General features: G+C 34.9%; 22 protein-coding genes and 1 riboswitch. Of the genes, 8 read left to right on the top strand and 14 right to left on the bottom strand.

Going from position 1 to position 24,396, the window contains the following annotated elements; translation table 11 throughout:
* Window positions 1-11: 11 nt before the first annotated feature.
* Genes ribA through ribD form a run of 3 tightly spaced genes read right to left on the bottom strand, consistent with a single transcriptional unit; the run spans window position 12 to window position 2,955 of the window.
* Window positions 12-1,208 (bottom strand): GTP cyclohydrolase II, encoded by a 1,197-nt coding sequence (gene ribA, locus IAE51_RS00465; protein WP_200094435.1) that lies wholly within the window; start codon window positions 1,206-1,208, stop codon window positions 12-14.
* A gap of 8 nt (window positions 1,209-1,216) precedes the next feature.
* Entirely contained in the window at window positions 1,217-1,867 is a 651-nt protein-coding gene (locus tag IAE51_RS00460; protein ID WP_200094433.1) for a riboflavin synthase, read from the bottom strand.
* The gene (ribD, locus tag IAE51_RS00455) at window positions 1,867-2,955 is read right to left on the bottom strand and encodes a bifunctional diaminohydroxyphosphoribosylaminopyrimidine deaminase/5-amino-6-(5-phosphoribosylamino)uracil reductase RibD (RefSeq protein WP_200094431.1); all 1,089 of its coding nucleotides are present in this window, start codon (window positions 2,953-2,955) and stop codon (window positions 1,867-1,869) included. The genes IAE51_RS00460 and ribD overlap by 1 nt, the downstream gene beginning before the upstream one ends.
* A gap of 181 nt (window positions 2,956-3,136) precedes the next feature.
* A riboswitch (FMN riboswitch) is annotated at window positions 3,137-3,253 on the bottom strand.
* A 170-nt stretch (window positions 3,254-3,423) separates the two neighbouring features.
* Between ribD and IAE51_RS00450 the strand changes: the two genes are divergently transcribed.
* A complete protein-coding gene (locus IAE51_RS00450; protein ID WP_003130981.1) occupies window positions 3,424-4,329 on the top strand; it encodes a magnesium transporter CorA family protein in 906 nt (301 codons plus the stop codon).
* A gap of 26 nt (window positions 4,330-4,355) precedes the next feature.
* On the opposite strand, the gene parC is transcribed toward IAE51_RS00450, so the two are convergent.
* From parC to parE, 5 genes are all read right to left on the bottom strand, one after another.
* Window positions 4,356-6,830: a DNA topoisomerase IV subunit A gene (gene parC, locus IAE51_RS00445; RefSeq protein WP_032946778.1), complete on the bottom strand. Its 2,475-nt coding sequence runs from the start codon at window positions 6,828-6,830 to the stop codon at window positions 4,356-4,358.
* Between the two features lie 274 nt (window positions 6,831-7,104).
* Entirely contained in the window at window positions 7,105-7,554 is a 450-nt protein-coding gene (locus IAE51_RS00440) for a GNAT family N-acetyltransferase (RefSeq protein ID WP_033900027.1), read from the bottom strand.
* Window positions 7,551-8,384: a PolC-type DNA polymerase III gene (locus IAE51_RS00435; RefSeq protein WP_058211984.1), complete on the bottom strand. Its 834-nt coding sequence runs from the start codon at window positions 8,382-8,384 to the stop codon at window positions 7,551-7,553. The genes IAE51_RS00440 and IAE51_RS00435 overlap by 4 nt, the downstream gene beginning before the upstream one ends.
* Window positions 8,377-8,916, bottom strand: coding sequence for an isochorismatase family cysteine hydrolase (locus IAE51_RS00430; RefSeq protein WP_058223077.1), 540 nt, complete (start codon window positions 8,914-8,916; stop codon window positions 8,377-8,379). The genes IAE51_RS00435 and IAE51_RS00430 overlap by 8 nt, the downstream gene beginning before the upstream one ends.
* Window positions 8,917-9,120: 204 nt before the next feature.
* Window positions 9,121-11,055, bottom strand: coding sequence for a DNA topoisomerase IV subunit B (parE, locus tag IAE51_RS00425; protein WP_012897614.1), 1,935 nt, complete (start codon window positions 11,053-11,055; stop codon window positions 9,121-9,123).
* 274 nt (window positions 11,056-11,329) lie between these two features.
* On the opposite strand from parE, the gene plsY reads away from it, so the two are divergent.
* From plsY to nrdF, 5 genes are all read left to right on the top strand, one after another.
* Window positions 11,330-11,971 (top strand): glycerol-3-phosphate 1-O-acyltransferase PlsY, encoded by a 642-nt coding sequence (gene plsY, locus IAE51_RS00420; RefSeq protein ID WP_010905665.1) that lies wholly within the window; start codon window positions 11,330-11,332, stop codon window positions 11,969-11,971.
* 173 nt (window positions 11,972-12,144) lie between these two features.
* Window positions 12,145-12,363: a redoxin NrdH gene (locus IAE51_RS00415; protein WP_012897612.1), complete on the top strand. Its 219-nt coding sequence runs from the start codon at window positions 12,145-12,147 to the stop codon at window positions 12,361-12,363.
* 1 nt (window position 12,364) lies between these two features.
* Window positions 12,365-12,787 (top strand): class Ib ribonucleoside-diphosphate reductase assembly flavoprotein NrdI, encoded by a 423-nt coding sequence (nrdI, locus tag IAE51_RS00410; RefSeq protein ID WP_003130968.1) that lies wholly within the window; start codon window positions 12,365-12,367, stop codon window positions 12,785-12,787.
* 135 nt (window positions 12,788-12,922) lie between these two features.
* Complete coding sequence (gene nrdE / locus IAE51_RS00405) at window positions 12,923-15,091, top strand: class 1b ribonucleoside-diphosphate reductase subunit alpha (RefSeq protein ID WP_025016627.1); 2,169 nt, start codon at window positions 12,923-12,925, stop codon at window positions 15,089-15,091.
* Between the two features lie 349 nt (window positions 15,092-15,440).
* Complete coding sequence (nrdF, locus tag IAE51_RS00400) at window positions 15,441-16,418, top strand: class 1b ribonucleoside-diphosphate reductase subunit beta (RefSeq protein ID WP_012897610.1); 978 nt, start codon at window positions 15,441-15,443, stop codon at window positions 16,416-16,418.
* A gap of 102 nt (window positions 16,419-16,520) precedes the next feature.
* Here nrdF and ftsX read toward each other — a convergent pair whose 3' ends face one another.
* From ftsX to prfB, 3 genes are all read right to left on the bottom strand, one after another.
* Window positions 16,521-17,456: a permease-like cell division protein FtsX gene (ftsX, locus tag IAE51_RS00395; protein WP_033900035.1), complete on the bottom strand. Its 936-nt coding sequence runs from the start codon at window positions 17,454-17,456 to the stop codon at window positions 16,521-16,523.
* Entirely contained in the window at window positions 17,449-18,141 is a 693-nt protein-coding gene (gene ftsE, locus IAE51_RS00390; RefSeq protein WP_003130964.1) for a cell division ATP-binding protein FtsE, read from the bottom strand. The genes ftsX and ftsE overlap by 8 nt, the downstream gene beginning before the upstream one ends.
* Window positions 18,142-18,468: 327 nt before the next feature.
* Window positions 18,469-19,566 carry a peptide chain release factor 2 gene (gene prfB / locus IAE51_RS00385; RefSeq protein ID WP_003130963.1) on the bottom strand — a complete coding sequence of 366 codons (1,098 nt, stop codon included), beginning with the start codon at window positions 19,564-19,566 and terminating at the stop codon, window positions 18,469-18,471.
* Between the two features lie 116 nt (window positions 19,567-19,682).
* On the opposite strand from prfB, the gene IAE51_RS00380 reads away from it, so the two are divergent.
* Together IAE51_RS00380 and IAE51_RS00375 are read left to right on the top strand one after the other, a co-directional pair.
* Window positions 19,683-20,588, top strand: a complete 906-nt coding sequence (locus IAE51_RS00380; RefSeq protein WP_058211987.1) for a metallophosphoesterase — start codon at window positions 19,683-19,685, stop codon at window positions 20,586-20,588.
* 164 nt (window positions 20,589-20,752) lie between these two features.
* Complete coding sequence (locus tag IAE51_RS00375) at window positions 20,753-21,283, top strand: DUF402 domain-containing protein (RefSeq protein ID WP_003130958.1); 531 nt, start codon at window positions 20,753-20,755, stop codon at window positions 21,281-21,283.
* 30 nt (window positions 21,284-21,313) lie between these two features.
* On the opposite strand, the gene IAE51_RS00370 is transcribed toward IAE51_RS00375, so the two are convergent.
* The 3 genes from IAE51_RS00370 to IAE51_RS00360 form a co-directional block, all read right to left on the bottom strand.
* On the bottom strand, window positions 21,314-22,108 hold the full coding sequence (locus tag IAE51_RS00370) for a formate/nitrite transporter family protein (RefSeq protein ID WP_023189387.1): 795 nt from the start codon (window positions 22,106-22,108) through the stop codon (window positions 21,314-21,316).
* Window positions 22,109-22,251: 143 nt separating this feature from the next.
* On the bottom strand, window positions 22,252-22,623 hold the full coding sequence (locus tag IAE51_RS00365; protein ID WP_109990833.1) for a hypothetical protein: 372 nt from the start codon (window positions 22,621-22,623) through the stop codon (window positions 22,252-22,254).
* A gap of 140 nt (window positions 22,624-22,763) precedes the next feature.
* The gene (locus tag IAE51_RS00360) at window positions 22,764-24,386 is read right to left on the bottom strand and encodes an ABC transporter permease (protein WP_200094429.1); all 1,623 of its coding nucleotides are present in this window, start codon (window positions 24,384-24,386) and stop codon (window positions 22,764-22,766) included.
* Between the last annotated feature and the right edge of the window lie 10 nt (window positions 24,387-24,396).

Below are 24,396 nucleotides of genomic sequence, written 5' to 3'. Positions count from 1 at the left end.
TCTATTTTACTTTAGTCAAACAAATGTCCCATTTTATTTTGTTTTACTTTTAAATAATCACGGTCAAAGGGGTTATCTTTGATTTGGAGAGCTACTCTTTCTTCAACTACTAGACCATATTTTTGAAAATCATTAATCTTTTGCGGATTATTAGTCATTAATTTCAATGATTTCACCCCAATTATTTTTAAAATTTGTGCTCCAATAGAATATTCTCGCTCATCTTCTTCAAACCCCAAAGCTAAATTAGCTTCAACCGTATCAAGTCCTTCATCTTGAAGTGAGTAGGCACGAAGTTTATTAATCAAACCAATTCCACGTCCTTCTTGTCGAAGATATAAAAGCACGCCACGCCCCTCATCATTTATTTTTTTTAATGCCTCTTCTAATTGTCCACCGCAGTCACATTTCAAAGAACCAAAAGCATCACCAGTTAAGCATTCTGAGTGAACGCGGCAAAGAATAGCTTGACCGTCACCAATATCTCCTTTAACTAAAGCAACATGGTGCTCACCATTTATTTTATTGACAAATCCTAAAATATCAAACATACCATATTTCGTCGGTAGTTTAGCTCTAGTCACCTGTTCTACTTGCAGTTCATTTTGCTTAAGATACTCTTGAATAGCTTTAATTGTGATATATTTCAAGCCCCACTCTTGCGCTTTTTCCTTCAGTTTCACCTTATGCATCATTGTTCCATCTTCGTCCATTATTTCAACGCAGACACCTACTTCTTTTAAACCAGCCAGACGCAACAAGTCAACCGTAGCCTCAGTATGACCATTTCGCTCTAAAAGGCCATTTTTCTTGGCAATAAGTGGAAATACATGACCTGGTCTACGAAAATCACTTGGTAAACTCTCGGCATCAACAAGTTTTTTTATGGTTAAGGCCCGTTCAAAAGCCGAAATTCCTGTGCTAGTTTCAATATGATCAACCGAAACTGTAAAAGCTGTTCCATGATTATCTGTATTTTTCTCTACCATTGCTTCTAATTGTAAATTCTTAGCATAAGTTTCACTGAGTGGTGCGCAGATCAAACCTTTGGCCTCACTTGCCATAAAATTAATTATTTCTGGGCTGATAAATTCGGCCGCACAGATAAGGTCGCCCTCATTTTCTCTATTTTCATTGTCACTAACAATAATCATTTCCCCTGCTTTAAGTGCAGCAAGTGCTTCTTCTACTTTATTATATTGGAACATTTTATCTCCTATAAAAATCCGTTGTTAAATAGTTTTTCTTTAGTTACTGAAGATTCTTTCATCGAAGAACTACTATCGCCCCATAATTTTTCTATATATTTCCCCAAAATATCATTTTCTAAATTAACAGTATCACCCACTTTTTTATCTGCAATAATCGTCTCTTTGAGCGTATGTGGAATAATGGAAACACTAAAAGATTTCGACTTAACCTGAGCAACTGTAAGACTAATCCCATCAATCGTAATTGAGCCTTTTTCGACGATATATCTCATTAAATTTAAGCTCGTTTTGATTTCAAACCAGATGGCATTTTCTTCTTTTTTTACTTCTAAAATCTGGCCAACTCCATCAATATGCCCTGACACAATATGCCCACCAAATCGGCCATTTAATGACATCGCTCGTTCTAAGTTAACTTTGGCACCCACATTTAAGGTCCCAAAATTTGAACGATTTAGACTTTCAGGCATAATATCAGCCGTAAATTCTTTTTGATTAAATTCAGAAATGGTCAGGCATAAACCATTTGTTGAAATAGAATCTCCAAGTTTCATATCCTCTAAAATCAAGGAAGCACGGATACTAATTTTGAAGGATTTTTCTCTTTTTTGCAGGCGACTCACTTTCCCTATTTCTTCAATTATTCCTGTAAACATTAAAGAAGCTCACTTTCTAATAAAATATCTTCTCCTAGATAGGTTATTTGAGCCCCTTCTAGGAGATAGGCTTGATTGGGGTGCTCAATTCCATGTCCTTCAACTGGACTTGGTGCTTCTTTTCCACCAAATATTTTAGGGGCAATGTAAGTTTGAACTTTTTGGACTATCCCTGCTTTTAATGCCGAAGCATTTAATGTCCCTCCACCTTCCAAGATGATACTGTCAATCCCTTTTTCTCCTAACTTTTTGGTCAATTCTTTCAAATTCAATCTTCCTTCTAGGCAAGAAACTAAAATAATTTCACAACCCGCTTTAAGAAAAGAAGCTTGTTTTTTGGGGTCAGACTCAGCTGTAGCAATAATCGTTGGAATTTCAGTAGCTGTGGAAACAATCTTGGAAGCTAAAGGACTTCTTAAATGAGTATCACAAATGATTCTTATCGGATTTTTTCCATTTTCCAACCTGACAGAGAGTTGTGGATCATCTAAAATAAGCGTTTCAACACCAATCATAATTGCCATAAAACGTGAACGGTCTTGATGTACTTTCTGTCTTGCAATTTCACCTGTAATCCATTTTGATTGACCTGCTGATGTCGCAATTTTTCCGTCTAAAGTCATTGCATACTTCATCATGACATAAGGAAGCCCTTGACTAACATAATAAAAGAAAATTTTATTTAATTCTTCACATTCTTTTTCTAAGACATTGATAGAAACTTCAATTCCAGCTTTTTTCATTGCTTTAATTCCTTTTCCTGAAACCAAGGGATTGGGGTCTAAATGCCCGATAACAACACGCTTAATTCTATTTTTTATAATCGCTTCAAAACAAGGGGGTTGTTTTCCCTGATGCGCACAAGGCTCTAAGGTCACATAAAGCGTGGCTCCTTCGGGAGATTCGTTACAATCCTTAAAAGCATTGATTTCCGCATGAGCTTCCCCATATTTTTCATGATAACCTTGACCAATAATTATCCCTTCTTTGACAATAAGGGCTCCTACTTGAGGGTTAGGGTTGACATTACCACCTCCTTTTTTTGCAAGTACAATTGCTAAATCCATGTAGTATTCGTCTTTTTTCATCTATTCATCCTTTCTAATAAAAAATAAGACCCTAAAATAAAATTTCAGGGTCTTTTGATAAATTTTCTATTTTTTTCGAGCAAAAATGCAGCTCAAAAAACCAAAAATGGAGTGAATTATATAAATTCACTCCAGAGTTTTAGGCTAAATAGACATAATACTGACTAGAGTATTATGGTTTTATTATCTTCTTTCATCCAGACTATACTGTCGGCCTCGGAGTTTCACCGAATCATGCTGCAAGCAGCTCGCGGGCTATACCGCCGGTAGGGAATTACACCCTGCCCTGAAGATTTATTCAATTGTAGCTAAAGTATAGCATTTAAATTTAAAGATTGTCAAGAAATAAAAACGTATTCTTTAAAATAGCAATTTCTCAAGTTAGTTATTAATAGTTTTCGCCTATTTATTTGCTCAAAAATTACAATTTTGCTAAAATGGCTCTATTAGAACATAGGATATCTTATCATGCAAGAAATAAAAATAAACCCTCAACTCACTTGGCTTTCTTTTAATGTCGAAGACCTTAGAAATACTTCTGAACTTGCTACTTATGGTATTGACTTAGAAACGCTTCAATATGCCGAAGATAAAAATGAACGTCCTCACACGGAGTTCATCCCTGATAGTCAAGACTTTGTACTGATTTTCAATAGTCTGGATTTACTCAATTCAGAAGTTCATTATAAGACGGTTCCCATTACTTTTGTAGCACAAAAAAATCGATTAATTACTCTTTATCATCCAGAAAATGAATATTTAATTAATCAAATTAAAAAATATTGTTTTCAAAATGAACCAGAAACAGTTTATCATCTTCTTTTCATCAGTTTATTTTTGATTTCAGAGGCTTTCTTTCCTTACTTAGAACAAATTGATAAATCAAAAGAAGAAATTAATCAAAAGTTGCGTGAAAAAACAACAAAGAAAAATTTGTTGGCCCTTTCTGATATTGAAACGGGAATGCTGTATATTGTATCTAGTGCCAACCAAAATACTCTACTACTTGAACAACTTAAAACAAAAAGTATTTACAGACAGTTCAATGAAACTGAAAAAGAGCAGCTTGAAGATGCAATTATCGAAGCACAACAGCTTGCCAGTATGACACACCTTAATGCTCAAATTCTTGAACAATTAGCAGGAACTTATAATAATGTCCTTAATAATAATTTGAATGATAATATGACAACTTTGACAATTGTTTCTGTACTTTTGGCAGGATTAGCAGTCATCACCGGTTTTTTTGGAATGAATGTACCACTTCCACTTACTAACCAAAAAGATGCTTGGGTTTGGATTATTGGAGCTTGTATTATTCTTTGGCTACTTTATGCGGCACTCTTTCGTTATATTATTGGTCGAAGACAATAAAAAAAATCAGCCAAAGCTGATTTTTTTTATTTTATTTTTACGCTTGCAATTTTTTCAAGATCATCAGCAATTGGATGTCCATTGCTTGTTCGATCTGATAATGATAAATCGCACAAATTGATATCGTATTTCTTGCCAGTCTCACTGATAACTTCTAATACTTGTTCATCAGTTTCTTTTGTCGCTGGTGCTTTAGCTTGACTGAACAAATCTAATTCTTCGGTCAATGCTGATAAATCAGCAGTTGAATTGATTAAGCCGGCTGCAAAGACGGTATGATTATTTGTCTTCAATGTTCGTAGTACTTGAAGGCCACGATTAGCACGTGAGGTGGCCGGAATATCATCCGTCTTAACACGTTTGATAAATGCCCGTTGAGTCAAAAGGTACCAACTATTTGAGTTAACAAAGAAGGCGGACTTAATTTTATCGCCATTTTTGAGATTCATGGCCTTGACTCCTGCAGCTCTAGCACCCAAAACTGGAACGTCATCAAGATTAAAGCGAAGGGCATAACCATTTTCAGAAATAAGCATGAGGTCTGCAAATTGAACTGGAGTGATTAGAACAATTTCATCATCTTCTCCTTTAAGTTTAGCACATGGAGTAGATTTTGAACGATAGGTCCGCCAAGGGGAGAAACTTTCACGTTCAATTTGTTTTATTTGTCCATTTCTTGTGACAACAACTAGATTTTCACCAGCAAATTCATCCACAATCTGAACAAAAATTACTTTCTCATCAGCTGAGAAATTAGAGAGACTTTGAGATAGATGCTCACCAATATCTTTCCAACGGATATCAGAAAGTTCATGGATTGGGCGATAAATGACATTGCCAAGATTTGTGAAAAGTAAGAGATGTTGAGTTGTTTTAGCATTGGCATAATAAAGGAGCTCGTCATCATCACGTTTACCAATTTCTTCAAGTGCTGAGGAAGCAAATGAACGTGGTGAAGTACGTTTGATGTAACCTGAACGAGTTACTGAAACTACAGTATCCTCTGCCACAATCAATTCGCTCGCTTCAATTTCAATGGTTTGAACTTCATCTTGTAATTCGCTACGGCGTGGTTTGGCAAATTTTTTCTTAACTTCACGAAGTTCGCGTTTCATTAAATTAAACAAGGTACGTTCATCGTTAATAATCGCTTTAAGTTCGAGAATTTTTTGCTCTAATTCAGCTTGTTCATTTTGTAGAGTGACAATATCGGTGTTGGTCAAACGATAAAGTTGTAAAGTGACAATGGCTTCGGCTTGCTCTTCGGTAAATCCAAATGAAACTTTGATATTTTCTTTGGCATCTGCTTTATTTTCTGAAGCACGAATCGTTGCGACCACTTCATCTAAAATAGAAACCATGCGAATCAACCCTTCAACAATATGAAGTCTTTTTTCTGCTTTATTTAAATCAAATTGTGAACGTTTAACGATAACATCTTCACGGTGTTTGACATAAGAACGGAGCATTTGTAATACACCGGTTTGAACAGGAGTCATATTATCAATTGCAACCATGTTGAAGTTATAATTCACTTGTAAATCAGTATTTTTAAACAAGTAATTCAAAACAAGCTGGCTATCAGCTTCTTTCTTTAATTCAATTGCAATCCGAAGCCCTTCACGGTCTGACTCATCTCTGACTTCTGCAATTCCGGGCACTTTAGCATTGACACGAACATCATCAATTTTTTTGACTAAGTTTGCTTTATTGAGCTCAAAAGGAATTTCAGTAACAATAAGTTGCTCACGACCGCCTTTCATTGGTTCAATATCGACTTTTGAACGAACAACGATGCGCCCTTTTCCTTTTTCGTAAGCTTTTCTGATTTCGCCTTTTCCTTGGATAATCCCACCAGTAGGAAAATCTGGTCCTGGTAAGAATTCCATGATTTTTTCTACATCAGCTTTAGGATGGTCAATCATATGAATGGTTGCATCAATGACTTCCCCCAAATTGTGAGGTGGAATATCTGTCGCATAACCAGCTGAAATCCCGGTTGAGCCATTGACTAAAAGATTTGGGAAAGCTGCTGGTAAAACTGTTGGTTCTTTCTCAGTATCATCAAAGTTCCAAGCTTGACTTACTGTATCTTTCTCAATATCTGCTAAAAGATAGCCTGAAATTTCTGAAAGACGGGCTTCAGTATAACGCATAGCGGCTGGTGGGTCACCATCCATTGAACCATTATTACCATGCATTTCGATTAAAGGTTCGCCCATCTTCCAGTCTTGACTCATCCGAATCATTGCTTCATAAATTGAGCTATCTCCATGTGGGTGGAAATTACCCATGACATTTCCGACTGATTTCGCTGATTTACGATAAGACTTATCAAATGTGTTTCCGTCTTTATTCATTGAATAAAGAATACGGCGTTGTACCGGTTTTAAACCATCACGGATATCGGGAAGGGCCCGCTCCTGAATGATATATTTTGAATATCGACCAAATCGGTCACCCATTATATCTTCTAATGGTAAGGTTTGAATGTTTGACATATTTTAACTTTCTTTTTAGAAAATTTGTTTACTTTTTTAATTAATTATTTGCTAATTTATAAATAAATCTTTGATTTTTACTGACAGTTCTCTGCTTTTGGCATTCTACAATACAAAATCACTTTTTCTATTCTACCACAAAATCAAAACGAAAAAAACTTACAAATTATTTATTGGTCAAAATTGATAAGATTGTTTATCTCTTTAAAATCTACTGACAGCTTAATTTGAAGTGAAAAAATTACTGACAAAGCTGTCAGTAAATTATTTCATCTTAGAATTTCAAAATCATATTGACATGTTTAATATCATCTTCGTAAAAGGGTTCAGAATTTTCAACAAAACCAAATGAAGCATAAAAATCACGCAAATAATATTGCGCTTCAATTGTTACTGCTTCTTCCCCATCTTCTTTAAGGACTTCTAAGGCTTTTTCAATGAGTCCTCTTCCCAAATTTTGTCCACGAAATTCAGGATTGACAAGGACACGCCCAATTGAAGCCTCTGCAAATGAAATCCCTTTGGGAAGTAGGCGACAAAGGGCCATCAGTTGACCATTTTCATTTTCTAACCAGAGGTGTTTGGCTACTTGGTCTTTGCCATCAAGCTCTTGATAAGGGCAGTTTTGCTCCACAACAAAGACAGCAGTACGCAGGCTTAAAATTTGATACATTTCATCTAATGTAAGTTGATTAAAACTTTTTTCTTTCCAAATTGCTGTCATTTTTCTTCCTCCATAATCGTCACGAAATTGGTTTTTTGCATTTCTTTTAGAAAATCAGAATGAATTTTCACTTTCTCTGAATTATGTAAACGAATATTTAAACTCGAACCTACGGAGTACTCTCGTTCAATCGAAATTCCAAGAACTTCAAAACGTTCCCATTTTCGCTCAAGATTTTGCTGATAATAGACTAAAGCTTTGGTGATTGGTAAATTTAACTTTCTGCGAAGGCTGTCAGTAATTTCATCAGAGCTGTCACCAAATAAATCTAACTGACCGAGTTCGTCAGTAACTTCTGATTCTACTGACAGCTCAACTTCTTCAATTTTCTGTAAATATTGATAAAGTTTTGCCGTGATTAAGCAGTCGTTGAGCGCGTCATGCGAACGTAAATCATTCATTTCTAGTAGGTCTTTAAAATTTTCTAGAGCATAAGAAGACATAGTTAATAACTTTTTACTTTCTGCCAAAGTATCATAGACACGAAAAGCCTCAACATCAGTAATGGCACAATCAATAATGGCCTGATAAAGAAAAGAAATATCAAAAGGAGCATTATGAGCCACTAATAAATGGCCTTTGATGAAGTCTAAAAATTCAGGTAAAATTTCTTCAATCGTTGGTTGATTTAACAAATCAGCTGGTTTTATGCCAGTCAATTGTGTGATTTCAGTTGAGACATAAGAGCGTTGATTTTTTACTAACTGATTAAATCTAGCTTGCTCTTGATTATTCTCATCATATTTTACCGCTCCAATTTGAATAATTTCATTTTTTTGTGCAGAAAATCCTGTAGTTTCAAAGTCAAATACGACATATTTCTCAGACATTTTTATTCAGTTCCTCGATAATTTCTCTTGTTTTAATTAATTTCCCAAATTTTGGTATTTCGTCAGTTTTTGTTTTCTGGAAGTTTTTTAACTTTCTGTCAGCACAGGCGTCTTCAATTATTATCGCTTCAAATCCCAAGTCCGCCCCATCTCTGGCTGTTTTTAATACTCCATTACTCATAGACACACCAGAAACATAAATTCTACTGACAGAATTATTTTTCAACTCGTCAGCTAAGCCATAATCAGATTGTTTAAATGCTGATGGCCCATATTTTACTAATTGATGTAATCTTGGATTTTTATCCAATTCATCTTGCAAAATCATCCGAGAAAAAGCTTTTTTAGCTGATTGCCAAAGTATTTTTGGTTCAACAGTCACAATATAAACTGGCTGATTTTTTTGGTCAAATGCAGAAATTAAAACTCGATTATTTTCAATAATTTTATCCCAGCCATAAGGAACAGCATCTTTCGCTAATTTTTTAATGAATGCTTGCAAATCAATAATAATTAAAGCTGATTTTTGCATTTTTTCTCTTTTCGTTTTTTATCTTCTTTTACAATTTCTTCCATTATATCATAGCTAACAAAATGAAACAAAGTTTCTCTTGCTAGCTTTGCTGGCTTACGAATAGGCTTGTTGTTACACCTAAAGTGAGCAATAGTGATACTTACATCATAAATTAAAGTAAAAAACCTCGAAAAATCGAGGTTAATTATTAAAGAAAGTAACTTAGAATACTGTTTCTTCTTCCATTGTAAATTTCACATTATTTTCAATCCATTTACGACGAGGTTCAACTTTATCCCCCATCAGTACTGAAACACGTTTCTCTGCTTGAGCTGCATCATCAATGGTCACTTGTATCAATGTCCGAGTTTCTGGGTCCATTGTTGTTTCCCAAAGTTGATCAGCATTCATTTCTCCAAGTCCTTTATAACGTTGCAAATTAGCATTTTTACCAAATTGCTTGCGAAGTTCTGCTAACTCACCATCTGTCCAAGCATACTCAATTTTTTCTTTTTTGCCTTTTCCTTCACTCATTTTATAAAGTGGTGGAAGGGCAATATAGACATGACCCGCTTCAACCAATGGTTTCATATAGCGATAGAAGAAAGTCAATAAGAGCGTTTGAATGTGTGCTCCATCAGTATCGGCATCGGTCATAATAATGATTTTGTCATAATTACGGTCGGCCAAGGTAAAATCTGCCCCAACGCCTGCACCAATGGTATAAATCATTGTATTGATTTCCTCATTTTTGAGAATATCTTGCATCTTAGCTTTTTCGGTGTTAATGACTTTACCACGCAAAGGCAAAATGGCTTGGAATTTACGATCTCGTCCTTGTTTAGCGGACCCTCCGGCAGAATCTCCTTCGACCAAATAAAGTTCATTTTTATTTGGATTTTTTGTTTGAGCAGGGGTTAATTTACCAGACAAAAGTCCTTTGTCTTTTTTAGATTTCTTTCCATTTCGTGAATCTTCACGCGCTTTACGAGCCGCTTCACGAGCTTCACGGGCTTTGATTGCTTTACGAATCAAATTTTGCGCTAATTCGCCATTTTCCATCAAATAGAAACTTAGTTTCTCAGAAACCAAAGAATCAACAACTGGACGAGCTAAAGGAGAACCCAATTTATCTTTGGTTTGTCCTTCAAATTGGAGATGTTCCTCAGGAATTAAAACTGACAAGACGGCTGTCAAACCTTCACGATAATCCGAACCTTCGAGATTTTTATCTTTCTCTTTGAGTAAATTTACTTTACGAGCATATTCATTCATTGCTTTCGTAATTGCCGTCTTCAAACCTGCTTCGTGCGTTCCGCCATCTTTTGTTCGGACATTATTGACGAATGAAAGAATGTTTTCTGAATAGCCATCATTATATTGAAGGGCAACTTCAACTTCAAAACCATCTTGTTTTCCTTCAAAATAAAGAACTGGAGTCAAACTGTCTTTATCTTCATTAAGATAAGAAACGAAATCTTGAACCCCATTTTCATAATGAAATTCTTCTTTTTCATCTGTTCGTTTATCTTCAAGACTAATCGTCACTTCTTTTAAAAGAAAAGCAGACTCATTTAGTCGTTCTGAAATGATATTATATTTAAATTCTGTTGTCGAAAAAATGCTAGAATCCGGCATGAAGGTAACTTTAGTTCCTGTTTTAGACTTTGGTGCTTTCCCAATTTTTTCTAAAGTTGTCGCTGGATGTCCACCATTTTCAAAACGTTGACGATAAACAGTCCCGTCACGAGTAATTTCAACTTCTAACCAAGTCGAGAGGGCATTTACGACTGAAGATCCAACACCATGGAGTCCACCAGAAGTTTTATAACCCCCTTGACCAAATTTACCACCTGCGTGCAAAATAGTAAAAATTACTTCAACAGTTGGAATACCCATGGCGTGTTTCCCAACTGGCATTCCCCGTCCTTCATCTTCTACTGATAAAGAACCATCAGCATTAATGGTCACCGAAATTCTGTTACCAAAGCCAGATAAAGCTTCATCAACCGCATTATCTACAATTTCCCAAACCAAATGGTGCAAACCAGTTCCGTCAGTTGATCCAATATACATTCCTGGACGTTTTCTGACAGCATCCAATCCTTCAAGAACCTGAATCGCACTGTCATCATAGTTATTAATATCTATTACCATTTATTTTCCTCTCATCGAAAGCCTATATCTTCTATCTAAATCACTATTTTTTTATCCACAATGAGCTAATAAAAAATATTCATCTTGATTATTGTACCTTGTTCAGAAAGCTTTGTCAAAGGACTGCTGACAATTTTTTCATCTAATAGTAAGAATTTTTCCAAAAGTAAGTGAAGATGTTTCAATATTGTCAGTAATCTTTATTAAAAATATGATATAATTGTACAGTTAAAAGAGATTATCGATTTTAAACGAAATAAACTTCGGAGAACTTATGCTTACTATTATTCTTCTTCTCATTGCCAGCTATCTTTTAGGGGCAATTCCATTCGGCTTATGGATTGGCAAGATTTTTTTCAAAAAAAATCTCCATGACTATGGCTCAGGAAATACTGGAACAACCAATACTTTTAGAATTCTAGGTGTAAAGGCAGGAATTTCAGTTTTTGCTTTTGACTTACTAAAGGGGACACTTGCTACTCTTTTACCCCTTTTCTTCCATATCAATGGTGTTTCACCTCTAATTTTCGGTCTTCTTGCTGTCATTGGACATACTTTTTCAATATTCGACCGCTTTAAAGGTGGTAAAGCTGTTGCAACTTCTGCTGGTGTGATTCTTGGATTTAGTCCGCTCTTCTTAATTTACCTTCTTGTTGTCTTTATCATTGTCCTATGGCTTTTTAGCATGATTAGTCTCTCTAGTGTGATAGGTGCTGTATTTGCTTTATTGGGAATTCTTATTTTCCCTAGCATCGGATTTATTCTTACTTCCTACGACCTTTTATTCTCAATTATTATTTTTGTTTTAGCAATTATTATTATTTTACGACATAGAACAAATCTCAAAAGAATCAAAAATCATTGCGAATCCCTTGTCCCATTTGGTTTAAACTTATCAAAACAAAAAGAAAAATAGCACAATATGTTGTGTTATTTTTATAATTTTACATAATTCAACACAATATCTAGTATCTTTAATTTGACTAGATATTTTTTTTACGATAAAATAAGACTATAAAAAGTCGAGAAAAAGTCAAAGACTTTTTACTCTCACTAATAAAATACGTTTGTCCTCAAAGGAGATTTAAAATGGTTACAGTCTATTCTAAAAACAATTGTATGCAATGCAAAATGGTCAAAAAATGGCTCTCAGAACATGAAATTGCCTTCGATGAAATCAATATCGATGAACAACCTGAATTTGTTGAAAAAGTGATTGAAATGGGATTTCGTGCTGCACCTGTCATTACTAAAGATGACTTTGCCTTCTCTGGTTTCCGTCCTAGCGAATTAGCAAAGTTGGCTTAATATGAAACTTGCTTATTTCAGTGTGACTGGGCAAACACGTCGCTTTGTTTCCAAAACAAACTTACCAAATGTCGAAATCAGTCCTGACGATGATATAGAAATGAATGAACCTTTTCTTTTGATAACGCCAAGTTATGCCGAAGAATCTCCAACTGTTTCTAAATCAATAGATGTTATGGACCCTGTTTTTGACTTTATGGCTTATAATGATAATTATAAACATTGTCTAGGAATTATTGGTACAGGAAATCGTAATTTCGCAGGTATTTATATTTTTACTGCTAAAGAACTTTCTGCAAAATACCAAATTCCGCTTTTATATGATTTTGAGTTTAATGGTACACCAGCCGATGTTGCTGCTGTCGAAAAACTCGCTACACAGCTTGACAAAGGAGCGAAAGTCACCTTCAAAAATCCGCTGTGATTTTATGGCTTCACCCTATTGAGTGAAGCCTCTTTATTTTTAACTTTTTATTTCTATTAATTAGTTTGAACTTATTATAATATTAGAGTTCATCCCTCTGTTCTTTATGGTTGAACGCTTTAAGAAAGGTCACTTATGTCTCTAAAACAACTTAAAGATGTAACTTATTTCAAGCTTAATAACGAGATTAACATTCCCGTTAATGGTAGCATTCCTCTTGCTAAAGATAAAGAAGCAATTACTGCTTTTTTTAAAGAAAATGTCGAACCTAATCGTTATGAAGCCGATACATATATCGATAAACTCAATTGGCTCGTTAAAGAAGAATATCTAGAAGCTGAGTTTCTTGAAAAATATAAACCAGAATTCATTACCAATCTTCGTAAAGAATTGAGTAAATTTGAATTTCATTTTGATTCATTTATGGCTGCTTACAAATTTTATAATCAATATGCCATGAAAAACAATGACGGTTCTCTCTATCTTGAAGATTTTGAAGATCGTGTGTTAATGAATGCTTTATACATGGCTGACGGCGATGAAAAATTAGCTAATAATCTTGCTTTTGCAATGATTAATCGTCGTTATCAACCTGCGACTCCGACTTTTCTAAATGCTGGACGTAAGCGTCGTGGTGAATTTGTTTCTTGTTTCCTTCTACAATTAACTGATGATATGAATTCAATTGGACGAACAATTAACTCTGCCTTGCAACTTTCTAAAAATGGTGGTGGTGTTGGTCTAAACTTGACTAATTTACGTGCTGCTGGTGCACCTATCAAAGGTTACGATGGAGTGGCAGCTGGTGTCGTTCCTGTCATGAAACTTTTTGAAGACGCCTTTTCTTATGCCAATCAATTGGGGCAACGTCAAGGTGCTGGTGTTGTTTATTTATCACTATTCCATCCAGATATTATGGAATTCTTGTCCACTAAAAAAGAAAATGCGGATGAAAAAATTCGTGTTAAAACACTCTCTCTTGGGGTTACTGTTCCTGATAAATTCTATGAATTGGTCAAAAAGGGAGAAACAATGTATCTCTTTGAACCATATTTTGTTGAAAAATATTATGGCAAACCTTTTGCCGAAGTGGATATCACAGCTGAATATGACAAAATGGTAGCCAATCCAGAAATTCGTAAAACACCGATTAATGCCCGTGAACTTGAACAAGAACTTTCAAAACTTCAACAAGAATCTGGTTATCCTTACATCGTAAATGTTGACACAGTCAATCAAGCTAACCCTGTTGATGGTGTAATTTCAATGTCTAACCTTTGTTCTGAAATTTTGCAAGTCCAAACGCCTTCTGTTTTGAACGATGACCAAACTTATAAGGTGGTTGGAACTGACGTCGCTTGTAACTTGGGTTCAACTAATGTTTTGAATATGATGACTTCTAGCAATGAATTTGGAACTTCTATTGAAGCAATGGTTCGCGCTTTAACTTTCATCTCCGAAACTTCAAACCTCGATACTGTTCCAACTGTTCGTAAAGGTAATGATGAAATGCATGCGATTGGGCTTGGAGCAATGGGCTTACATTCTTTCTTAGCACAAAATCAAATTCATTATGACAGCAAAGAAGCCGTTGAATTTACTAGTGTTTATTTCATGTTGTTGAACTATTATACTTTAGTGGCTTCAAATAAATTAGCTGTTGAAAAAGGATCTAGCTTCAAGAATTTTGAAAAATCTGCCTATGCTGATGGTTCTTATTTTGATAAATATTTAACACATGATTATTTTGCAGCTGTATCTCCTAAAGTTCAAGAACTTTTCAAAGGGATTGCTGTTCCAACAATTGAGGATTGGACTGCTTTACGTGACACAGTAAAAACTTCTGGACTCTATAATTCATATCGTATGGCTGTGGCTCCAAATGGTTCTATTTCTTATATCAATGACTGTTCTTCTTCTATTCATCCAATTGTCAATCGCATCGAAGAACGTCAAGAAAAGAAAGTTGGGAAAATTTATTATCCAGCTGCTGGACTTGCCACTGAAACAATTCCTTATTACAAATCAGCTTATGATACAGATATGCGTGCAGTAATTGACGTTTATGCAGCTGCTACAGAACATGTTGACCAAGGTTTGTCACTCACTTTATTTATGCGTTCAACTTTACCTGAAGGTCTCTATGAATGGAAAGTGGCAAATAATAAAATGACAACTCGTGACTTGTCTATTTTGCGTAACTATGCTTACAAAAAAGGAATCAAAACAATTTACTACATTCGTACATTTACTGACGACCAAGAAGAAGTCGGTGCTAACCAATGTGAAAGTTGCGTTATTTAATACAACAGAAGCATTGGTGCTAAAGCATCTATTGCTTCTACGGAAGCCGCTAAGACGGACTTTCTATTTTCTTACTTGTTTTCATTCATTAAAGTATCATCAATGAATGAAAATGGGGTAAGCATTTGCGAAATGTTCTAAAACGATTATTGACATTAACTTTTGATAAATTATCGAAAGTTTTTGGTCTAATGAGTCCCTATTTTTACTGACAGCTTCGTTGGTAAGTGAAAATTTACTGACAGAATTTATGACTAAGCTAAAAATACTGACAGTATTTTCTGTCAGTAAATAAATGAGAGAAAGGAATTGAGTTTGCCCTTTTTAAAGCAGGCTCATATCTTAAAATATGTCTGAAACTGAAAATCTTACTGTCCCCACTTATTACAGTGCCATTGACTGGAATTCTATTGAGGATTCTATTGACAAATATACTTGGGAAAAATTAACAAGTCAATTTTGGTTAGATACTCGTGTTCCTGTATCTAACGATTTAGATGATTGGCGTAAACTTCCTCAATTGGAACGTGATACCTTTGCTAAGGCCTTTGCTGGTTTGACATTGCTTGATACTTTGCAATCTGTTGATGGTGCTGAAGTGCTCAAACATGATGCAAGAACACCTCAAGAAATTGCCTGTTTCAACAATATCCAATTTATGGAATCTGTTCATGCAAAGTCTTATTCAACAATTTTTTCAACTCTAAACACGAAAAAAGAAATTGAAGAACTTTTTAATTGGGTAGATACCAATGTTTATATGCAAACAAAAGCCGAAATCATCAATAAAATTTATGAATCTGGTACTCCTTTGCAAAAGAAAGTGGCTTCTGTTTTCCTTGAAACTTGCCTCTTCTACTCTGGTTTCTATACCCCTTTGCGCTATCTTGGAAATAACAAAATGATTAACTCAGCGGAAATTATTAAATTAATTATTCGTGATGAGTCAGTTCACGGTACTTATATTGGTTACAAATTCCAACTTGGTTTTAATGAGTTATCTGAAGATGAGCAAGGTGAATTCCGTGATTGGATGTATGAATTGCTTTATCAACTTTATGAAAATGAAGAAAAATATTCTCATTTACTTTATGACAAAGTTGGTTGGACTGATGAAGTTTTAACTTTCTTGCGTTATAATGCCAATAAAGCTTTGATGAATCTTGGACAAGATCCACTTTTCCCTGATACCGCAGCAGACGTTAACCCAGTGGTTATGAATGGAATTTCAACTTCGTCATCAAACCACGACTTCTTCTCACAAGTTGGTAATTCATACCTTCTTGGCGAAGTGGAAGCCATGTCTGATGAAGATTATGATATCTAATTAAACAAATTTAAGAGTCTGTCAGTAAATAAGTAAAAACTTATTTACTGACAGCTTTTTTTAGCAAAAAAAAGAGAAGATTTAACTTCTCTTTTAATTTTATTAAATTTTAAGGAAACGACGCATTGATAAGAGGGCTCCAAATGAACCAATCAAAATACCAATCACGGCCATCAATCCAACTATTGCAGGAATGAATTGATTTGTCGCATACATTTCAAGCTTTTGTGATTGAAGACTTGGTGTCAAGCTAACAAAAGCAAGGCGGTAAGCCCAAGCAACAATAAGTCCTGGAATAATTGAACCTAAAAGTCCAACCCAAGCGCCTTCCAAGAAGAAAGGCCAACGGATATAACCATTTTTAGCCCCAACCAGACGCATAATTTGAATTTCACGTTGTCTTGATAGAATAGTAATTCGAATGGTGTTAGAAATCAAGAAGACAGCAACGAAAATTAACAGAATAGCCGCTGCAGTTCCCCAAGTTCGAATTCCCTGAGCAATTTGGAAAAGTTTTGCAGTATTTGCACCACCATAAGTAGCTTTTTCAATTCCTGAAAGTTTTGATATTTTTGAAGTGACTGATTTTACATTTGCTGGTTTATCAGCTTCAACAATATAAGCATCGTAAAGTGGATTGGCATCACCTTTAAAGAGATTCCAGTTATTTCCTAAGGCCTTTGTTAGTTCTTTCAACTGAGCTTCTTTACTTGAAAAAGTAACAGTTTTTACATTAGGAACTTTTTTGATTGAATCGTAAATCTTCAGGTGGTCAGGATTATTGATTGTTTTTTTATTATCTTTTGGATCTTGAATTTTTGTCTCTTGATCATGAACATCTAATTTCATGTAGGCAACAATCCGAACATTGTTTTCAATCCCATTAGATATTTTTGAAGTATTCAAGATAACTGAAAGGAAAAGTCCAACTAAAACTAAAGTAATTGTTACTGATGAAACAGCCGCAACTGTCATCCAACCATTACGTTTTAAGTTTTTGAGCGACTCCAAAAGGTGTTTGAAGAAATTTCTAATCATCGTAGCCGTAAACTCCTTCCTCTTGGTCGCGGACAATTCGTCCGTTTTCAATTGCGATAACACGGTGTTTTAAAGTGTTAACGATTTGGCTATTGTGGGTTGCCATCAAAATGGTTGTCCCTTGAAGATTAATTTTTTCAAGCAGATTCATGATTTCCCAAGAGTTTTCAGGGTCTAAGTTCCCTGTAGGTTCATCAGCAATCAATACTTTTGGTGCATTGGCAATTGAACGAGCAATTGCTACACGCTGCTGTTCCCCACCTGAGAGTTCATTTGGAAATGAACGAATTTTGTGTTTCAGACCAACAAGGTCAAGCACTTCATTCACTCGTTTTTTAATTTCACGAGGACTTTTCCCAATAACTTCCATGGCGTAGGAGATATTTTCAAAAACAGTTTTCTTTGGCAAAAGTTTATAGTCTTGGAAAACAACTCCAACAGAGCGACGAAGCATTGGCACATCACGACGTTTTAATTTAGATAAATCATATTGCGCAACTGTTCCAGAACCACGGTCAATCTTTAATTCACGATAAAGTAGTTTGATAAAGGTCGATTTCCCGGCTCCTGATGGACCAACGATATAGGTAAATTCTCCCGGCTCAATTTCAAGCGAGATATTACGCAAAGCCGTTGTTCCATTAGAATATTTCTTGGAAACGTTGCTTAATTTTATAATACTCATAGTACCTTTCCTATGCTAGATTTTTCTTCCAAGTCCTAACAAACGTTAGGACTCGTCCGTAAAATCCATTTTTTTAATCACTATGGATGTTTTTAAATTCTGCTCTCAAAAAACAAGAAAACGGGCACACACGTACCTTTTCTTTTTTTCTAAAATAACAGAACTTTTAGCCCTACTGACAGCTTCATAGAATGAATCCATCAATTGAACTCTTATAATTATATCAAAATAAAAGTGCTTTAGGTGGCACTTTTATTTTATAACCTTTTCATTAATAACTTTAATGTTTCGTAAACATTTCAAACATACTAAACTTTAATTTATAATCTACAAGTTCCAACGGAGATAGGCATTTATAAACCCGTCCAATTCTCCGTCCATCACATTTGAAATTTGTCCAGTTTCATAACCAGTACGCGTATCTTTAACTAATTGATAAGGCATGAATACGTATGAACGAATTTGACTTCCCCAAGAAATTTCTGATTGGTCGCCACGAAGTTCATCAACTTCAGCTTGCTTTTTATCCATTTCTAATTGATAGAGTTTCGATTTCAGCATAGCCATCGCTTTATCCCGGTTACCATATTGCGTTCTATCCATTGTAGATTGCACAACAATTCCCGTTGGGATGTGAGTCAAACGCACACCAGTAGAGACTTTATTGACATTTTGTCCACCAGCTCCACCTGAACGGAAAGTATCCATTTTAACATCGGCATCACGAACATCTACTTCAATAGAATCGTCCAACTCAGGCATCACATCAACTGAGGTAAATGAAGTATGACGACGATTGGCTGAATCAAAAGGTGAAATACGTACTAAACGATGTACTCCTTTTTCTCCTCGCAAAAAACCATAAGCATTTCGTCCAACAAATCGAAGGGCAACTGATTTCAATCCGGCAACATCTCCGTCTTGATAGTCGAGAATTTCAACCTTAAATCCATGTGCTTCGCCCCAACGAGTGTACATCCGCATCAACATTGAGCCCCAGTCCTGCGACTCTGTTCCCCCAGAACCTGGGTGAATTTCAAGAACAGCATTCATATGGTCATAAGGTTGATTGAGCATAATTTCAAGCTCATAAGATTCAATTTTTTGACCGAGCGCAATTGTCATTTCCTCTAACTCAGCTTGCATCTCTTCGTCAGCTTCTTCTTGAAGCATCTCAAGCATCGTTTGCGCTTCCTCAAGCATATTATTCATCGCTTGATAATTGTCATACTTGGCTTTCAAAGCATTTGATTCATCAATCACTTTTTGAGCCGCTGCTTGATCATTCCAAAATTCAGGTTGTGCCATATCGTTTTCTAAAAGAGCTATTTCTTCTTCCAAACGCTCAAGATCTAATGATTCCCGAAAGCCATTAATCTTCTCAGCATATCCTTCAAGTAAATTTCTAATTTCTGATAATTCCATAGTAGCATTATACCATATTCACCACTTATAAGCCTAAAGTAAGCTATTCAATAGATAAGGATTCATCAAAAATTTATTTATTAGATAGAACTTCTATCACATGCTATAATTTCATTATGACTAAAAAAAGACGCTTGGCTGTGATTTCTGATTTTCATATGGATTCTAATCATTTTTCTCAAGAAGAAATTGATATTTTTCTGTCTCTTTTAAAGGATTTAAAGATTACAGATTTACATTTTGCTGGTGATATTTCAAATGATTTTCACGGAATTTCCGAACCTTTTTTCAAGCAAATAGAATTACTGACAGAGCTGTCAGTCACTTACAATCTTGGAAATCACGATATGGTTGGTCTTTCTGAAGAAGAAATTTCTGTCAGTAATTTTCAAGTAAAAACTTTTGCTTCTACTGCTTTTGTCAGTTTCCACGGTTGGTATGATTATTCTTTCATGACTGGAAAAATTGATATAAAAAAAATCATAGCTTTTAAAAATTCATTTTATTTTGATAGAAAAATTCATCGTCAATTTGATGATATCAAGATAACAAATCTTGAATTACAGAAATTAGAAAAGTTACTGACAGAACTATCAGCAAATCCTAAGATTGATAAAATTATTGTCAGTACCCATTTCGTTCCTCATCAGCAATTTATCATTAATACTCGTTATGAAAAATTCGCCCGATTTAATGCCTACTTAGGTTCGCAACATTTTCATGAAACCTTTAAGAAATTTCCCAAAATCAGTGATGTTATTTTTGGTCATCTTCATCAAAGACGCTTGCCATTAACTTTTGATAAAGTCCTCTATCACGCTCATCCACTAGGCTATCCTTATGAATGGCAGATGATTAATCACTTTTTAGAAGAATATCCGCAGTATCAAATTGCCGAAAACTGGCATTTGCGCAAAAGATACAATGCGATTCGCAAAAGTTCCGATTGGTTAAAATTTCGTAAAGCCCATTTGCGGGAAGAATTTCAGTCTGCCTTGACAATTTTTGACTTGGATGACTAATATTTCTTGATAGTATAAAAACACAGTTCTACTACATAAAAATAAAAAAATCCGAACAATTATTAGTAATTTATTGCTTAAACTAAACATTTTTACTGTAAATTTCATTTAAAAAATGGTATATTAATAGATGAGAACTTTGAATTGAGAAAGAGAGAATAGCCTTGAAAATTCCGAAAGAAGGCGACTTCATCACGATTCAAAGCTATAAACATGATGGGAATCTTCATCGCACTTGGCGCGATACGATGGTTCTAAAAACAAATGAAAATTCAATTATTGGAGTAAACGATCACACATTAGTGACAGAATCTGACGACCGTCGTTGGGTGACACGCGAACCTGCCATTGTTTACTTCCACAAAAAGTTTTGGTTTAACATCATTGCTATGATTCGTGAGGAAGGCGTTAGCTACTACTGCAATCTAGCGAGCCCCTTCGTCCTCGATAACGAAGCGCTGAAATATATTGATTACGACCTTGACGTGAAGGTCTTCAAAGATGGAGAAAAAAAATTACTCGATGTTGAAGAATATGAACGCCACCGCCGCAAAATGCACTATCCAAAAGAAATTGATCATATTCTAAAAGAAAATGTCAAAATTCTTGTTGACTGGATTAACAATGAAAAAGGACCTTTTTCTAAAGAGTACGTCGAGATTTGGTACAATCGTTATCATCAGTTAAAAAAATAGTTACCGACTTTCTGTCAGTAACTTTTTTATTTATTCTTGATTTTTAAGTTCTTCTTGTTCTCTAGCCTGTCTACGATACCCTAAACTGTAAAAACCAGCTACAAAAATTGATCCACCTAAGAGATTTCCAAGATAAACAAACAAGAAATTATGAGCAAAATCTAGCCAGCTCGCTCCATTTTCAAAAATTGCTGCAGGAATAACAAAAGCATTTGCAATACTATGTTGAAAACCAATCGCAACAAAAGCCATCACTGGAAACCAAACGGCCAATATTTTCCCTGCCGCATCCTTTGCTCCGTAACACATCCACATAGCTAAACCAACGAACCAATTACAACCAATCCCTGATAGAAATTCTTGTGACCAACTCGCATTAATCTTTGCTTGAGCCAAACTCAAAAGTTCCGTCTTATAATCTCCTGTACCAGTCAATCCTACGAGATGTCCAAAGACGAAAGCGACAAAAATTGCTCCAATCACATTAAACAAAGTAATAATCAACCAATTTTTAAGCAAATCACTCAAACTTACCTTTTTAGCAAATAATGAAGTTGATACAGCTGTCATATTTGAAGTGATTAACTCACCACCTCCCAATAAGATAACAATTAAGCCAATTGGAAAGACACTTGCTCCGATTAAGCTCGCAAGACTTCCTAATTCCTCAGCAACGGAAGCTACTACTCTAATATAAAGTAAATAACCAAAGGAAATCATTGCTCCGCCAATAAAACCAAGCACAGCTTTTTCTAAAAATGGACGTTTAATTTTTTCCTGACCGTGGTGAATGGTCGCAGATAAAATTTCTGCCGGATTCATCATGATAATTTTTCTCCTGAAAGCGTATTTATAAAATAACTCATTCATTCTATCATAAATTTCTTATTAATGCTAAGAAATACTGTAAAATCAGGCTTATACGACATTTTGTTGTTCATTTTACAATTTAAAAGTCAAGCTATTCGCTATTTACTTCCTAATATATCATTCATAAAATCTGCAACTGAACGGCTAGTATTTTCCAATGCTTCAGTTGAATTATTATATAGAGCGTATAATTCACCCTTATTCAGTTTATTATCTTTCTTATTTAACTCTTCTTCTACCACCTCATCAATCGCCTTCTCTTTATCAGGTGACGATATAATTATATGGGTATTCTTCGCAAAATTATCTAAACTTTTCTCATTTACTTCATTGTTTTTAGGATTCAATATTTTAGGTGTGACTGCTTTAGTGGCCAAGACTCCCAGCTCACTCCCCGGTTTTTTTAGATAATTAAAAGCGCCAAATGTCAATACACTTGCAAGACCAGCAAAAATAATAATTTTTTTCATAATTCTCCCCTAAATCTTAATTTATATATATTTATTTTACTATACTTAGTAAGTACTATTCTTACACTTTTGAAAGTAATCTATAAAATATCAATTTTCATAAAAAAAAACTATCAATTATGATAGCTTTTTTATTTATTTTACCCAGTGATTAAATCGCGTCTTCTATAAGCTCCAAAGCCAAGTAAAATTAATAAAACAGATAAAATCAATATGAATAAAACGTTAGAAAGATTCATTTTCTCAACTGGCAATTTAGGAATATAGTTATAAATACTTAAATTTTCAAGCCATTTTGGCAAAGATAATAATTTTCCAAGATAAGTCATAAAAAGTAAGAAAGCAAGATATACCCAAATTAATTCTGCCAAACGAGGCACAAGCCCAAGTAACAGACTAAGTATTGCTAAAACAAATATGACAGCAACAAGCCAAATCATGCCAGATTTCATAATTTCTAAGAAGCTCAAAGCATTTTTATTACCCAACTGTTCAATAAATATTCCAAAAAGCGCTAAAAACTGAGCTAAAATTACTGACAGAATAGCTGTCAGTAAATAAGTGGAATACACTTTTAGTCGTGAAAGTGGTAAAGCATAAAGAGCTTCCAGACGATTTTTTCTTTCCTCGCTCACCATTTTTGTCAGTAAAATTACACCAAACGCTGCGATTAAGATTGACAATATCGAAAACAGAGTGACCATGAAGTTTCCTCTAATCGCACTCGCTGCCGTTTCATTCCCAACAAAAAGCTCCTTAACGGTTTTATTACTTGAAATAAATTGGTCCATTTGTCCAAACATTGAACCATAAACTAAGCCCAGAACAAAACTTGCCAAAAGCCAACCGATAATCATCTTTTTTTCAAGATTCAAAACGAGACCAGGAAATCCGAAATGTCCCTTTTTCCCATGAAGTCGCGCCTTTCTTTCGGGAAAATACCCCACTCCCACATCTCTTTTAAGCTCTAGGATATAGGATATTCCTAAAAGTAGAAAAGCTAAGAGAAAAGTCAAAAAGACAGCTAACCAATTTTCATGACCTTTAACATAAGGAAAAGCTAGATAAGACCAAGACAGAGGATTGAACCAACCTATGGAAAGATTTGTTACATCTGTTAGCATTCGAACAATATATAACAAACCCAGTAAACCGAATGTCATCCCTTTAGTTGTACTTGCTTCAGAGAAAATTTGACCGAAAAGTAAAGCAAACATTCCCCAAAGGAAACCCTGAGCACTTGTTGTGAAAGCAAATAGAAAATTACTTTCTAAATGATCCAAGCCAGCCACGTTTTGGGCCTCTATTGAAAGAGCTAATAAGATAGCCATTATTAAATGTAAGAGCAAAAGTTCCATGACTAAAGCAGTCGTATTTGCCAATTTTCCAATAGAGTAAGACCGAAAAAGTTCTGTAATCCCATCATCTTCTTCTTTTCTGCTTCGATTAACAACATAAATAATCGAAATAATAGCGAAAGTCAGCCCCGTAATTAAAGTCATGGTTTGACCAAAAATCGGCCCCAGACTATAATTAGTTGGATTATTTATTGGAGTTGGTCCAAATAATCCGACCATTGCTGGATTTTTGACAAACATTGTATAAAGAGTACTAGCCGTCTCCGGATTCGAGGCAACTTCCATTTTCCCTGCCCCTGAAGCAGCAAAAGCAAGCATTCCTAAAATCCAGAAAGCTAACTTAAACCAATCCCTTTTTATTAAAGTCTTAAATAAAACTCCTGTATTATAAAGTGGTTGTTTCATAGTAAGCCCC

It is taken from the genome of Lactococcus sp. S64 (assembly GCF_016516525.1).
GTDB classification, from domain to species: domain Bacteria; phylum Bacillota; class Bacilli; order Lactobacillales; family Streptococcaceae; genus Lactococcus; species Lactococcus lactis.
This window is presented reverse-complemented; position numbering and strand designations above follow the sequence as displayed.

Bases quoted from the DNA above. Each gene is read 5' to 3' on its own strand.
- parC (WP_032946778.1), bottom strand. From the start codon at position 6,830: ATGTCAAACATTCAAACCTTACCATTAGAAGATATAATGGGTGACCGA.
- IAE51_RS00370 (WP_023189387.1), bottom strand. From the start codon at position 22,108: ATGATGAATCCGGCAGAAATTTTATCTGCGACCATTCACCACGGTCAG.
- ftsE (WP_003130964.1), bottom strand. From the start codon at position 18,141: ATGAGTATTATAAAATTAAGCAACGTTTCCAAGAAATATTCTAATGGA.
- IAE51_RS00380 (WP_058211987.1), top strand. From the start codon at position 19,683: ATGACTAAAAAAAGACGCTTGGCTGTGATTTCTGATTTTCATATGGAT.
- nrdI (WP_003130968.1), top strand. From the start codon at position 12,365: ATGAAACTTGCTTATTTCAGTGTGACTGGGCAAACACGTCGCTTTGTT.
- IAE51_RS00435 (WP_058211984.1), bottom strand. From the start codon at position 8,384: ATGTCTGAGAAATATGTCGTATTTGACTTTGAAACTACAGGATTTTCT.
- IAE51_RS00365 (WP_109990833.1), bottom strand. From the start codon at position 22,623: ATGAAAAAAATTATTATTTTTGCTGGTCTTGCAAGTGTATTGACATTT.
- IAE51_RS00430 (WP_058223077.1), bottom strand. From the start codon at position 8,916: ATGCAAAAATCAGCTTTAATTATTATTGATTTGCAAGCATTCATTAAA.
- IAE51_RS00450 (WP_003130981.1), top strand. From the start codon at position 3,424: ATGCAAGAAATAAAAATAAACCCTCAACTCACTTGGCTTTCTTTTAAT.
- ribA (WP_200094435.1), bottom strand. From the start codon at position 1,208: ATGTTCCAATATAATAAAGTAGAAGAAGCACTTGCTGCACTTAAAGCA.
- plsY (WP_010905665.1), top strand. From the start codon at position 11,330: ATGCTTACTATTATTCTTCTTCTCATTGCCAGCTATCTTTTAGGGGCA.
- nrdF (WP_012897610.1), top strand. From the start codon at position 15,441: ATGTCTGAAACTGAAAATCTTACTGTCCCCACTTATTACAGTGCCATT.
- parE (WP_012897614.1), bottom strand. From the start codon at position 11,055: ATGGTAATAGATATTAATAACTATGATGACAGTGCGATTCAGGTTCTT.
- IAE51_RS00415 (WP_012897612.1), top strand. From the start codon at position 12,145: ATGGTTACAGTCTATTCTAAAAACAATTGTATGCAATGCAAAATGGTC.
- IAE51_RS00360 (WP_200094429.1), bottom strand. From the start codon at position 24,386: ATGAAACAACCACTTTATAATACAGGAGTTTTATTTAAGACTTTAATA.
- ftsX (WP_033900035.1), bottom strand. From the start codon at position 17,456: ATGATTAGAAATTTCTTCAAACACCTTTTGGAGTCGCTCAAAAACTTA.
- nrdE (WP_025016627.1), top strand. From the start codon at position 12,923: ATGTCTCTAAAACAACTTAAAGATGTAACTTATTTCAAGCTTAATAAC.
- prfB (WP_003130963.1), bottom strand. From the start codon at position 19,566: ATGGAATTATCAGAAATTAGAAATTTACTTGAAGGATATGCTGAGAAG.
- ribD (WP_200094431.1), bottom strand. From the start codon at position 2,955: ATGAAAAAAGACGAATACTACATGGATTTAGCAATTGTACTTGCAAAA.
- IAE51_RS00440 (WP_033900027.1), bottom strand. From the start codon at position 7,554: ATGACAGCAATTTGGAAAGAAAAAAGTTTTAATCAACTTACATTAGAT.
- IAE51_RS00460 (WP_200094433.1), bottom strand. From the start codon at position 1,867: ATGTTTACAGGAATAATTGAAGAAATAGGGAAAGTGAGTCGCCTGCAA.